This window comes from Pseudoduganella sp. OTU4001 (assembly GCF_038440195.1).
In the GTDB taxonomy this organism is placed as follows: domain Bacteria; phylum Pseudomonadota; class Gammaproteobacteria; order Burkholderiales; family Burkholderiaceae_D; genus Rugamonas.
On the sequence record NZ_JASATG010000010.1, the window covers coordinates 168,644 to 180,326 of the forward strand.

Sequence of the window (11,683 nt, forward strand, 5' to 3'; positions counted from 1 at the left end):
CGAAGAGGTAAAGCAATGACTCTATCCCGACGTCTTGCGGCCGAAGCACTCGGCACCGCCATGCTGCTGGCCGTGGTGGTTGGCTCCGGCATCATGGCCGAGCGCCTGGCTGGCGGCAATGTGGCGATCGCCCTGCTGGCCAACACCATCGCTACCGGCGCCGGCCTGGTGGCATTGATTCTCATGTTCGGCACCATCTCGGGCGCCCACTTCAATCCTGCCGTCACGTTGTCGGAAGCTTGGCAGCGCAATGTGCCGGTGGCTGAAGTGCTGCCTTATATCGCGGTGCAGGTGATTGGCGCCTTTGCCGGTGTCGCCGCGGCGCATGGCATGTTCGGCGAGCCGCTGTTCTTCGCGTCGCAGCATGTGCGTACCGGTCCGGCGCAGTGGTGGAGCGAGTTTGTCGCGACCTTTGGCCTGGTCGGCGTGATCATCGGTTGTTCGCGCAGCCGTCCGGCCATCACGCCGTTCGCGGTGGCCGCCTATATTACCGCTGCCTACTGGTTCACTTCTTCGACTTCGTTCGCGAATCCGGCGGTCACGCTGGCGCGCGCGGCAAGCGACACCTTCGCCGGTATTCGTCCGGCCGATGCGCCTGGGTTCATCCTTGCCCAACTGGCGGGCATGGCGGCGGCAACTGGCATCTTCTGCTGGCTGTATCCGGCGCCGCCGGCCGATGCAACGGTTGGCGGCACGGTGGCGCCGGGCGATTTTGCCAACTCTCCTGAATAAGCACGGTGCGCCATGTCCATTCCCGACCTTCCAAACATCAAGTCCGAACTGTTCGACGTTCCCACGCTGGAAAAGCTGGCACCGCAAGGCGACCTGTCGCATCCGCCGCGCATCCTGATGCTGTACGGTTCGCTGCGCGAACGCTCCTTCAGCCGCTTCCTGACTTATGAAGCGGCGCGCATCCTGGAGCAATTCGGCGCCGAAGTCAGGATCTTCGACCCGATGGAGTTGCCGATGGTCGGCAGCGTGCCGGAGACCCATCCCAAGGTGCTCGAACTGCGCGAACTTTGCCTGTGGTCGGAAGGCCAGGTCTGGTGCAGTCCGGAGCGCCATGGCGCCATCACGGCCGTGATGAAGAACCAGATCGACTGGATTCCGCTGGAACAGGGGGCCGTGCGCCCAAGCCAGGGCCGCACGCTGGCGGTCATGCAGGTGTGCGGCGGTTCGCAATCGTTCAACGTGGTCAATACGCTGCGATTGCTGGGCCGCTGGATGCGCATGTTCACCATCCCGAACCAGTCGTCGGTGCCGATGGCATATAAGGAGTTCGACGATGCGGGGCGCATGCGCCCTTCCGCCTATTACGACCGGGTGGTGGACGTGATGGAGGAGCTGTTCAAGATCACCCTGCTGATGCGCGGGCGCACCGAGTACCTGACCAACCGCTATAGCGAAAGGAATGAGCGCGCCTTGAAGTCCATCGACCGCCAGATTGCGCGGCTTTGAGCGTAGCGGCGGCGCGAGGCTTGATGCCGGGCGCCGCGGACTGCTAGACTGCGACCGCATTATCCACTCAAAGGACCCTACATGACTGCATCCCGCCGCTACAACAAACGCCAACTCAAGAAAAAACATCTCGGTGAGTTCCAGGAACTCGGTTTCATGATCGAGGCTCAAGTGGCGGGTTCGCCGTCGGAGGCAGACCGCAACGCCCTGCTGCACCGCTTCCTGAGCGAAGCGATCGAGGCCAACGGCCTGGCCTTCGGCGGCGGTTACAACGATGATTTCAGCGGCTTTGTGGTTTCCGGCAAGGCTTACGGCAAAGTGGAGGAAAGCCACCGCGCGCTGGTGCAGGCCTGGCTCGCCAAGCAGCCGGCCCTGGCCGATGTCAAAGTCGGCGAACTGCGCGACGCCTGGTACGGCTGGGGTTGATTGTCACCAGACGGCGACAATTTCCGACACATAGTTACATGTCGGAAACTTTTACACTTTGATAGCAACCAGGTTGACGGCGCTGAGTAACTCCTTGAGAGCATTGGATTTGTTGTCGCTGGCATAACATTTGCTATAGCTCAGGTTCCGATTATTTCTTTGGTAAATAATATGAACTTGAAACACAAAGTATCTTCCCTCCTCGCTGCCGGCCTGCTGGCAGCATCCGGTGCCGCGCAAGCGGGGCCGATTTCGCAATGGGCCAGCTCGGTCGTCGGCTTCAGCTCGCAATGGGGCGGCAGCTGGGCTGCCACCCAGGCGCTGAATGCGCCCGACCGCATGACCTACGGCGACATCGCCGGCGCCTGGGCGCCGAATGGCCGCGAAGTCGGCCAGCAGTGGATCTCGGTCGGCTTCACCGAGGCGGTGTATTCCACCGGCGCCCTGATCCGCGAAGTGTCCGGCAATGGCTTCGTCTACCAGGTCGACGTCATCGACACCCTGGGCAACCTGCACCAGGTCTGGAGCGGCGCCGATACCAGCCCTGCCAACCAGGTGTTTGACTTTACCCTGGGCTGGGCCGAAACCAGCTTCATGGTGCAGGGCCTGAAAGTGTACATCGATACCAACCGCAATCCGCGCGAGTACGAAGAGATCGATGCCATCCAGCTGACCGGCAACCGCACCCCATCGCAGGCGCAGGACGTGCCGGAGCCGGCATCGCTTGGCTTGCTGGGCCTGGGCCTGGCGGGGCTGGCTGCGGTCCGCCGCAAAAGGCGCTAGCGGGCGTCAGCAGTTCTTCGGCCTGGCCGCGGCGAAGCGGCAATCGAGCGGGTGGAAGAAGTCGCGCGAGGTGCCGTAGGCCTTGGTGTAGCGTTCGAATATGCGGTCGATGTCGCCCGATTTATAGAGGGCGGCAATGCCGCGCTCGAACGCGTCGCGCTGTTCGGCGGTGCGGAACACGAACCAGTACTCGTTCGGTTTGCCGATGATGTCGTGGAACGCCAGCTCGAAGTCGCCGTCGCGCAGGTAAGACTGGCGGTCCAGGTAGAAATAGAAGATGTCGCGCTGCGAGATGACGACATCGACCTGCTTCAGCACCAGCAACGGCGACTGCAGGAGCCGCGGCTCGCGGTAGCGCGGGTTGCGCTGCACGGCGTCGCGGTATTCCTGGCCCAGGATGGCTGCCGCGCCATAGAAGGCGGTCACGCGGTAGCGCGACAGGTCGGCGACCGAATCGAGGCGCGGCAAGTGGGCGCGCCGCGTAATGGCCAGGTTGTGGAAGCTGGTGACCGGCCAGCGGCTAAGCACGCCCGGCAAGGCTGTGTCGGGTTTGCCGCCGGTGAATACATCCACCACGCCGCGCCGCAGCGCCTCTTCCGTGCGCTTGATCGGCAGGTAGATAAATTCGGCCTTCACGCCTTGCGTGGCCATGGCTTCGCGCAGCACGTCGACCATCAGGCCGCTGTTCCGGTCCGGCATGACGAAGGGGGCAATGTCGTCCTGCAGGCCGAACTTGATGCGCGGGCTCTCCTCGGCCAGCGCCGCCTGCATGCCGCAGGACAGGAGGATGGCCAGGGCGGCAGCGCGTAGCATGGTCAGCCCGCGTTGGCGGCAATAGGAGGTGGCGGCGCCCAGTTCTGCAGCAGCGCCTTCTCGAATTCCTGCGCCGGCAAGGGGCGCGAGAACAGGTAGCCCTGCACTTCGTCGCAGCCGGAATCCTTGAGGAAGGCCAGCTGTTCGACGGTTTCCACGCCCTCGGCAATCACCTTGTGTTTCAGCTGCTGGGCAATGCTGATGATGGTGCTGGCGATGGCGCAGTCGTTGGTGTCGACCGGGATGCCGGTGGTGAAGGAGCGGTCGATCTTCAGCGTGTCGATCGGGAAGCGCTTCAGGTAGGACAGGCTGGAATAGCCGGTGCCGAAATCGTCCAGCGACAGGGTGATGCCCTGCGCCGTCAGGCGATCCATGATGCCGATCACGCGGTCGATATTGTGCATCAGGGTCGATTCGGTGATTTCCAGCTCCAGCCAGGATGGCTCCAGTCCATAGCGCTGCAGGGTTTCCGTCACGCGGCCCGGCAAGGCGGAGGTGAATTCGCGCGCCGACACGTTGACCGCCAGGCGCACCGGCGGCAGGCCACGTTCTTTCCAAGCCTGGGCCTGGGCGCAAGCGGCTTCCAGCACCCATTCGCCCACCTGCACCACCAAGCCGGTGGCTTCGGCCAGCGGAATGAACTCAGCCGGCGGCACCAGGCCGCGCTCGGGATGCTTCCAGCGCACCAGCGCTTCGGCGCCGATGATCTTGCCGGAACTGATTTCAAATTTGGGCTGGTAATGCAGCAGCAGCTGGCCGTTGCCCAGCGCCTGGCGCAGGCCCGACTCGATGCGCATGCGCTCCTGCATGCCCTTGTTCATGTCCTGGCTGTAGAAGGCGATATGCTCGCCGTCCGTGCTGGCGCTCTGCTTGGCGCGGTACATGGCGATATCGGCCAGGCGCAGCAGGGTTTCGGCGTCGCTGCCATCCTGCGGATAGACGCTGATGCCGATCGAAGCGCTGACGCGCAGGTCGTGGCCATCGATCAGGAATGGCTCGTTCAGCGCCGACAGCAGCTTGTTGGCCACCATGCTGGCTTCGTAATGCTGGTTGATGTCGAACAGGCCGACCGCGAATTCGTCGCCGGACAGGCGCGCCACGATGTCCTGGTCGCGCAGCGCCAGGCGGAAGCGCTGCGACACTTCGCGCAGCAAGGCGTCGCCCACCTCGCGGCCCAAGGTGTCGTTGATCAGCTTGAAGCGGTTCAGGTCAATGAACATCACGCAGCCGTGTTGCTTGCTGCGCTGGACCACGGTCAGGGCCTGGTCCACCAGCTTGGTCAGCAGCGAGCGGTTCGGCAGGTTGGTCAGCGCGTCGTAGTACGCCAGGTGGTGGATGCGCTCCTCCGCCTGTTTGCGTTCCGTGATGTCGGTCAGGTAGGCGATCAGGCCGATCGAGCGGTCTTCCATGTCGCACAGCGGCGACAGCGACAGGCTGGCCCAGAATACTTCGCCGTTCTTTTTCTTGCGGCGCACTTCCATCAGGCGGCCGCCCTGCTCCAGGAACGGGTCGCCGAAAGTCTCGTCTTCGTCGTCGTACAGGAAGATGATGTTGCGGCCGACCGCCTCCACCGCCGAATAGCCGAACAGGCGCTCGGCGCCCTTGTTCCAGCTGGTGATGAAGCCGTTCAAGTCCATCGTCAGCACCGATTCGTGGATCTGGTCCAGGATTTGCGATTGATGCTGGAGCCGCGCTTCCACCTGCACATAGGCGTGGGTGGTGCGCTGCGCCACCGAATGCACCTGCAGCACACTGCCGGCCAGGCTGGCCAGACTGGCCAGGTGCTGCCTGGTTGTCTCAGTGTAGCTGTCGCGGCCCGATACTTCAAAGCGGCCGAAATAGTGGGCGTCGAACTGGATCAGCTGCGACAGGCCGTTTTCCCAGCCCGGCAAGCCGGTAGCCGGGGTCACGTCGCGCGGCACGTAGCGGCCATGCGGGCTGCCGGTGACTTCACGCGCGATGCGGCCCATCTCCTCCACCAGCGCGGGACCGCGCAGGCGCAGCACGGCGTCGCACAGGGCGGCGCTGCTGGTGAGGAAATCGGAGACCGGATGCGCGTGCATGGTTACACATTCCTGCTGACTTGCAGCGCCCAGTCGTAGGCCTGCAGCAGGCTGCGCCAGTAGGTTTCGTTGTCGATGCCGACGTCGCGCAAGGCGCTGGTCTGCGGTACGTGCATTTCCACCAGCGCCAGCATTTCGCCCAGCTGGCCGCTGCGGTCGAGCAGGGCCGCGACCACGTCCAGGTCGAGGTTAAGGGCGGAGACGATTTCCGTCATCGGCATGGCCAGCAGCACGTCCAGCAGCGAGAACACGCCGACCAGGAAGGCCAGGTCCTGCTCATCGCGGTCGCCTTCGCGCAGTTTGCACAGGGCTTCCATTTGCGCGGCGCGCAGGGCGGCCAGCGGCAGCAAGGCGTTTGCCAGGCCGTCTTCCTGTTGGCGCGCGTACAGCAGCAGTTGCAGCCAGCGTTGCAGCTGGCGGCGGCCAAGCAGGTTGATGGCCTGGCCGAAGTTGCTGATTGGGTTGCTGTTCGGTGCGAAGGCGGCCGAATTCACCAGCTTCAGAAGCTGGTAGGACAGTGCCGGATCCTGCTTGAGCAGGGTTTCCAGTTCGCGCGAATCGGCGTCCTGGGCCAGCAGGCCAAGCAGGGCAAGCAGGCGTTTGCGGGAAGTACCATCGCCCTGCCCTGCATCATGCTCCTGGGCGCGCGGCAGCTCGCCGCGGTACAGGGCGAAGCCGGTTGGTGCGAAGTGGATATTGCGCGCCAGGTGCGGGCCGGGCAAGGTCATCATCGCCAGCGCGCTAGGCAGCGCCTCGGAACAGTCGAAGTCCAGGCCGCGGATGCCCGCCTGGGCTGCGGTGATACTCACCTCGCCGTCCGCCATCAGGCGCAGGCCACGCTCGGACAGCTCCTTGCAGCGCTTTTGCACCGCGTCGTCGGCCAGGCTGGCGGCACGTACGGTGAATACCATGCGGCTCAGCGGCAGGCCATCGAGCTGCGACGGTTCCAGCGCCAGCGGGTCGGCAAGGGGAATGTAGAAATCGAGCGAACTCAGTTCGACGGATTCAGGACAGGATAGAAGCGCTTGCAGCGCCGGCAGCGAAGCGGCGCACGGCATTTGAAACGCCAATCCGACCCACTGGTTCTGGGTGTTCAGGATTGGCTTGATTCCCACCAGCGGAAACGAATTTGGATCTGACGCAAACATCGGAATCTCGGTGTGGTATTGGCAACAATGGTAAATGTTTTATTGATGTAAAGCAACCATTGTGCGCGTACGGCCACACCCGTGTTACAAGACTTATGGAATATAACAGAAATTGCTCAAAAGTCAGGTTTTGAGGCTTAGAGGACGCAATCGAATTGCGGGATTTGTACCGGCAGCGATACATTGGTGACCAATTTGTCAATTGTCACTTATTAAATTGTGCGTGTTGGACAGCAAATTTGATCAATTCTGCCTGTCCCTCGATACCGAGTTTGCGCTTGATGTTCAGGCGGTGGGTTTCCACCGTGCGCACGCTCAAATCCAGCTCGCGCGCAATATGCTTGTTCGATTCGCCATTGGCCAGGTGGCGCAGCACTTCCGCCTCGCGCGAGGTGAGCTGGTTGTCCTGCGCAAGCGGCTTGGCCAGTTGCTGCGCCAGGTTGGTGCTGTAATAGATACCGCCGCCCATCACGGTTTCGATGGCGACCACGATATCCTTGCCCGGCGCATCCTTCAACACATAGCCGCGCGCGCCGGCCTGGATGGCCTGGGTCACGTATTCCAACTTGTCGTGCATGGACAGGATCAGCACCGCGATCTGCGGGAACTGCTGGTGGAACTGCGCGGTGGCTTCGATGCCGTTGGTGCCGCGCATATTGATGTCCATCAGCACCAAGTCCGGGCTGTGCTGGCGCGCTGCTTCCAGCGCATCGGCCGCGCTGCCCGCCTCCCCCACCACTTCGAACTGCGCCACCGCTTCCAGGCGGGCGCGCAGGCCGTCGCGTACAAGGGGGTGGTCGTCTACCAGGAGGATGCGGGTCATTGTCAGTCCTTATTGTCTACACGCGCCAGCACCACGGTGCCGGCCGGCGAGGATTCGATGCGCAACTTGCCGCCGATCGCCTCCATACGCTCCATCATATTGCGTAAGCCGATACCGCGCTTGGGATGGCCGGCAATGCCTTCAGCGTCGAAGCCGGCGCCGTTGTCGCTGATACGCAGCGCAATGCCCTCGCTGTCGCCATCAAGCGCTATGGTGATACGGGTGGCGCCGGCGTGGCGCTCGATATTGGTCAAAGCTTCCTGGGCGATGCGGAACAGCACCGTGTTGGCCACGTCCGGCAGGCGGTCGGTGCAGCCGCTGGCGGCGAAGCCCACCTCCACGCCGCTGTGGACGCGGAATTCTCCGGCCAGGTGTTCCAGCGCGGCGGCCAGGCCCAGGTCGTCCAGGATGGCGGGGCGCAGGTTGTGCGAGATGCGGCGCACCTCGCCCAGCACATTATTCAATTGCTCCACCGTGTGTTCGAAGGCGGCTTTGGCCTTGTCCTGCTGCGCGGGGTCGGCCAGGCGGATGATGGCGGCTTCGATCTGCAGCTTGATCGACACCAGCCACTGGCTGATGCCGTCGTGCAGGTCGCGCGACAGGCGCGCGCGCTCCTCCTCCTGCGATTCGACCACGCGCTGCGCCAGCACCTTCAACTTGGCGTCGGCCACGCGGTATTCGCGGATGTTCAGGGCCAGGCCGGACACCCCCACCGCCACCAGGGCCAGGGCGGCAATGGCGGCCATCCACAGCAGGGTGTTGCGGATATTGCCGCGCTGCTGGGCGTCCACCTTGGCCAGGGCGGCATCCACGTCATCGAGATAAATGCCGGTGCCCAGCATCCAGCCCCATTCGCGGATCGGGATCACGTAGCCAAGTTTGGGCGCCGGCTTGTGGCTGGAAGGCTTGACCCAGTAGTAGCGTTCCAGCCCGCCCCCTTCGCGCGCACGCGCCAGCAGGCGCTGGATGGTGGGGTTGCCGTCCTGGTCCTTCAGCATGAACAGGTTCTGGCCCACCAGCTCCGGCTGGCGCGGGTGCATCAGCGAATTGCCCTGCATGTCGTAGACGAAGAAATAGCCGTCGTCGCCAAAGCTCAGGGTGGACAGGATGCGCTTGGCTTCGTCCAGCGTGGCCTGGTCCTTGCGGCCGGAATTCACCAGGTGCGCGATCGACTGGGTGGCCAGCGCCACGTAGTGCTTCAGCTCAGCCTCCTTGCTCGCCAGGTAGGCCTGTTGGATGGTGTCGCGCTGCTGCTGGCCGAGCGTGACCGCCTGGTAGCGCACGGCGACCGCAATCGCACACAGGGCCAGGATCAGGGGCGCAAGGGCCAGGAACAGGAATTTCTGCCGCAGCTTCATGCCCGCGATTGTAAGCCCGCCGCCGCGCGCTTGTCCTACGTAGTTCTACGGACGTCGTTTGCGTAGTGGTGCGCTTGTGACAGATATTCAATTCTTGAATACTGGGCATTCATCCCAAGAGGAGACAACGATGAATCCCATTATGAAGAAACTTGGCTGGGCAGGCTTGTCGCTGCTGGGCGCCGGCGCACTGGGCGTCGTGGCGCTCAAGCGCGGCGAGCCAATCAGCGCCATCTGGCTGGTGATCGCAGCTGTCTGCGTCTACCTGATCGCTTACCGCTTCTACAGCCTGTACATCGCAAAGAATGTGATGGGCCTGGAAGCCAACCGCCTGACCCCGGCCTACAAGTTCAACGATGGCCTGGACTACGTGCCGACCAATAAGAACGTGCTGTTCGGCCACCACTTCGCCGCGATTGCCGGCGCCGGCCCGCTGGTCGGCCCAGTGCTGGCGGCGCAAATGGGCTACCTGCCCGGCATGCTGTGGATCCTGGCCGGCGTGGTGTTTGCCGGCGCGGTACAGGACTTCATGGTGCTGTTCATCTCCACCCGCCGCGACGGCCGTTCGCTGGGGGACCTGATCAAATCCGAAATGGGTCCGATCCCGGGCAATATCGCGCTGCTGGGCACCTTCATGATCATGGTGATCATCCTGGCGGTGCTGGCGCTGATCGTGGTGAAAGCGCTGGCGCACTCGCCATGGGGCTCGTTCACCGTGATGGCCACCATCCCGATTGCGCTGTTCATGGGCGTCTACTCGCGCTACTTCCGCGTCGGCCGCGTCGGCGAAGTGTCGCTGATCGGCTTCGTGCTGCTGATGCTGGCGATTGTCGGCGGCCAATGGGTGCAGGAGAACCCCGCCCTGGCGCCGATGTTCACCTTCACCGGCACCGAACTGACCTGGATGCTGATCGGCTACGGCTTCATCGCCTCCGTGCTGCCGGTGTGGCTGCTGCTGGCGCCGCGCGACTACCTGTCCACCTTCCTCAAGATCGGCACCATTGTCGGCCTGGCGATCGGCATCATCATCGTCGCCCCGATGCTGCAAATGCCGGCGCTGACCAAGTTCATCGACGGCACCGGTCCGGTGTGGTCGGGCAACCTGTTCCCCTTCCTGTTCATCACCATCGCCTGCGGCGCGGTGTCCGGCTTCCACGCCCTGATCTCCTCCGGCACCACGCCGAAGATGATCGAGAACGAAACCCATGCCCGCTTTATCGGCTATGGCGCAATGCTGATGGAATCCTTCGTCGCCATCATGGCGCTGGTGGCCGCATCGACCATCGAGCCGGGCGTGTACTTCGCCATGAACTCCCCGGCCGCCCTGATCGGCACCAGCGCCGAATCGGCGGCACAGGCGATTTCCGCCTGGGGCTTCCGCGTCACGCCTGAAATGCTGGTGCAGACCGCCAAGGACGTCGGCGAGACCACCATCATCTCGCGCGCCGGCGGCGCACCGACGCTGGCGGTGGGCATGGCGCACATCCTGTCCAACGTGGTCGGCGGCAAGGCCATGATGGCGTTCTGGTACCACTTCGCCATCCTGTTCGAAGCGCTGTTCATCCTGACCGCCGTCGATGCGGGCACCCGCGCCGGCCGCTTCATGCTGCAAGACTTGCTGGGCACCTTCTCGCCAGCGCTCAAGCGCACCGATTCCGTGTTCGCCAGCCTGCTGGCTACCGGCCTGTGCGTGTCGGCCTGGGGCTACTTCCTGTACCAGGGCGTGGTCGATCCGCTGGGCGGCATCAACACCCTGTGGCCGCTGTTCGGCATTGCCAACCAGATGCTGGCCGCCGTGGCGCTGATCCTGGCGACCTGCGTGCTGTTCAAGATGAAGCGCGCCAAGTACGCCTGGGTCACCATCGCCCCGACCGTGTGGCTGCTGATGTGCACCCTGGTGGCGGGCTGGCAGAAGATCTTCGACGCCAATCCGAAGATCGGCTTCCTGGCCCACGCCACCAAGTACCAGACCGCCCTGGCGGAAGGCAAAGTGCTGGCCCCGGCCAAGTCGCTGGAGCAGATGCAGCAAGTGGTGTTCAACGACTACCTGGATGCCGGCCTGGCCGCCTTCTTCATGGTGGTGGTGATCAGCGTGCTGGTATTCGGCGTGCGCACCGCGCTGGCGGCCTGGAACGCCAGCCGCCCAACCCACAACGAAGCCCCGGCCCAATACGCGGCCGCGGCCAAGTAACATCATGCTGGGCGAAATCGCCAAGGCGGGCCGCTACCTCGGACAGAGCATGCGGCTGATGTGCGGCCTGCCGGAATACGACACCTACGTCGCGCATCGCGAGGCCACCCACCCGGGTGAACCCGTGATGAGTTACGAAGAGTTTTTCCGCGAGCGCCAGGAGGCCCGCTACGGCGGCGCCGGCAAGCGGGGTGGATGCTGCTAGTTGCTGGAAGTTAGAGCCAGATCAAAGTGTCGAATTTCTTAGCATTTATTCTTTGCCGGTGGGAATCGTCCAACGGCGGCGAAAATGCTCAACTTCGAACGCTCCGGCTTAAGCCAGAAACTGACCATCATCTCAGTGCTCACCACCGGCAGCGCCCTGCTGCTGGTGTTCCTGGCGTTCGCCGCCACGTCGATCGTGGCCCACACCAGCGAAGAGCGCAAGCAGCTCACTTCCCTGGCTGACGTGATCGGCGCCAACAGCGTCGCCTCCCTGCTGTACGCCGACCGCCCCACCGCCGAACAAGCCCTGGCCGCCCTCGCAGCGAAAAGCGACATCACCCGCGCCGCCCTGTTCGACCGCGAAGGCAAGCTCTTCGCCAGCTACACCGCCACAGCCGAGCCGGTGTCCACCTTGG

At 63.6% G+C, this 11,683-nt stretch carries 12 protein-coding genes; 7 read left to right on the top strand and 5 right to left on the bottom strand.

From position 1 onward, the window contains the following. The first annotated feature begins 15 nt into the window (after positions 1-15). The 4 genes from AAHE99_RS12075 (at position 16) to AAHE99_RS12090 (ending at position 2,667) form a co-directional block, all read left to right on the top strand. Positions 16-732: an MIP/aquaporin family protein gene (locus AAHE99_RS12075; RefSeq protein WP_342117505.1), complete on the top strand. Its 717-nt coding sequence runs from the start codon at positions 16-18 to the stop codon at positions 730-732. 12 nt (positions 733-744) lie between these two features. Beyond that, positions 745-1,458: an arsenical resistance protein ArsH gene (gene arsH / locus AAHE99_RS12080; RefSeq protein WP_342117506.1), complete on the top strand. Its 714-nt coding sequence runs from the start codon at positions 745-747 to the stop codon at positions 1,456-1,458. 81 nt (positions 1,459-1,539) lie between these two features. Next, on the top strand, positions 1,540-1,884 hold the full coding sequence (locus AAHE99_RS12085) for a YggL 50S ribosome-binding family protein (RefSeq protein WP_342117508.1): 345 nt from the start codon (positions 1,540-1,542) through the stop codon (positions 1,882-1,884). A 171-nt stretch (positions 1,885-2,055) separates the two neighbouring features. Next, the gene (locus AAHE99_RS12090) at positions 2,056-2,667 is read left to right on the top strand and encodes a PEP-CTERM sorting domain-containing protein (RefSeq protein WP_342117510.1); all 612 of its coding nucleotides are present in this window, start codon (positions 2,056-2,058) and stop codon (positions 2,665-2,667) included. A 6-nt stretch (positions 2,668-2,673) separates the two neighbouring features. On the opposite strand, the gene AAHE99_RS12095 is transcribed toward AAHE99_RS12090, so the two are convergent. From AAHE99_RS12095 to AAHE99_RS12115, 5 genes are all read right to left on the bottom strand, one after another. After that, complete coding sequence (locus tag AAHE99_RS12095) at positions 2,674-3,480, bottom strand: substrate-binding periplasmic protein (RefSeq protein ID WP_342117511.1); 807 nt, start codon at positions 3,478-3,480, stop codon at positions 2,674-2,676. A 2-nt stretch (positions 3,481-3,482) separates the two neighbouring features. Further along, the gene (locus AAHE99_RS12100; RefSeq protein ID WP_342117512.1) at positions 3,483-5,543 is read right to left on the bottom strand and encodes a putative bifunctional diguanylate cyclase/phosphodiesterase; all 2,061 of its coding nucleotides are present in this window, start codon (positions 5,541-5,543) and stop codon (positions 3,483-3,485) included. A 2-nt stretch (positions 5,544-5,545) separates the two neighbouring features. Beyond that, the gene (locus AAHE99_RS12105; protein WP_342117513.1) at positions 5,546-6,601 is read right to left on the bottom strand and encodes an HDOD domain-containing protein; all 1,056 of its coding nucleotides are present in this window, start codon (positions 6,599-6,601) and stop codon (positions 5,546-5,548) included. Between the two features lie 295 nt (positions 6,602-6,896). Further along, positions 6,897-7,514 carry a response regulator transcription factor gene (locus AAHE99_RS12110; RefSeq protein ID WP_446728917.1) on the bottom strand — a complete coding sequence of 206 codons (618 nt, stop codon included), beginning with the start codon at positions 7,512-7,514 and terminating at the stop codon, positions 6,897-6,899. Positions 7,515-7,516: 2 nt separating this feature from the next. After that, on the bottom strand, positions 7,517-8,872 hold the full coding sequence (locus tag AAHE99_RS12115) for a cache domain-containing protein (RefSeq protein WP_342117514.1): 1,356 nt from the start codon (positions 8,870-8,872) through the stop codon (positions 7,517-7,519). Between the two features lie 130 nt (positions 8,873-9,002). Between AAHE99_RS12115 and AAHE99_RS12120 the strand changes: the two genes are divergently transcribed. The 3 genes from AAHE99_RS12120 to AAHE99_RS12130 form a co-directional block, all read left to right on the top strand. Continuing rightward, a complete protein-coding gene (locus AAHE99_RS12120; RefSeq protein WP_342117515.1) occupies positions 9,003-11,063 on the top strand; it encodes a carbon starvation CstA family protein in 2,061 nt (686 codons plus the stop codon). Positions 11,064-11,067: 4 nt separating this feature from the next. Continuing rightward, the gene (locus AAHE99_RS12125) at positions 11,068-11,268 is read left to right on the top strand and encodes a YbdD/YjiX family protein (RefSeq protein WP_342117516.1); all 201 of its coding nucleotides are present in this window, start codon (positions 11,068-11,070) and stop codon (positions 11,266-11,268) included. A gap of 84 nt (positions 11,269-11,352) precedes the next feature. Next, the coding region (locus AAHE99_RS12130; protein ID WP_342117517.1) for a CHASE sensor domain-containing protein at positions 11,353-11,683 on the top strand (331 nt) is incomplete at its 3' end.

Excerpts from the sequence above, each read along its gene's own strand:
- AAHE99_RS12110 (WP_446728917.1), bottom strand. The coding sequence starts at position 7,514 with ATGACCCGCATCCTCCTGGTAGACGACCACCCCCTTGTACGCGACGGC.
- arsH (WP_342117506.1), top strand. The coding sequence starts at position 745 with ATGTCCATTCCCGACCTTCCAAACATCAAGTCCGAACTGTTCGACGTT.
- AAHE99_RS12085 (WP_342117508.1), top strand. The coding sequence starts at position 1,540 with ATGACTGCATCCCGCCGCTACAACAAACGCCAACTCAAGAAAAAACAT.
- AAHE99_RS12120 (WP_342117515.1), top strand. The coding sequence starts at position 9,003 with ATGAATCCCATTATGAAGAAACTTGGCTGGGCAGGCTTGTCGCTGCTG.
- AAHE99_RS12075 (WP_342117505.1), top strand. The coding sequence starts at position 16 with ATGACTCTATCCCGACGTCTTGCGGCCGAAGCACTCGGCACCGCCATG.
- AAHE99_RS12095 (WP_342117511.1), bottom strand. The coding sequence starts at position 3,480 with ATGCTACGCGCTGCCGCCCTGGCCATCCTCCTGTCCTGCGGCATGCAG.
- AAHE99_RS12100 (WP_342117512.1), bottom strand. The coding sequence starts at position 5,543 with ATGCACGCGCATCCGGTCTCCGATTTCCTCACCAGCAGCGCCGCCCTG.
- AAHE99_RS12125 (WP_342117516.1), top strand. The coding sequence starts at position 11,068 with ATGCTGGGCGAAATCGCCAAGGCGGGCCGCTACCTCGGACAGAGCATG.
- AAHE99_RS12115 (WP_342117514.1), bottom strand. The coding sequence starts at position 8,872 with ATGAAGCTGCGGCAGAAATTCCTGTTCCTGGCCCTTGCGCCCCTGATC.
- AAHE99_RS12105 (WP_342117513.1), bottom strand. The coding sequence starts at position 6,601 with ATGCCGTGCGCCGCTTCGCTGCCGGCGCTGCAAGCGCTTCTATCCTGT.
- AAHE99_RS12090 (WP_342117510.1), top strand. The coding sequence starts at position 2,056 with ATGAACTTGAAACACAAAGTATCTTCCCTCCTCGCTGCCGGCCTGCTG.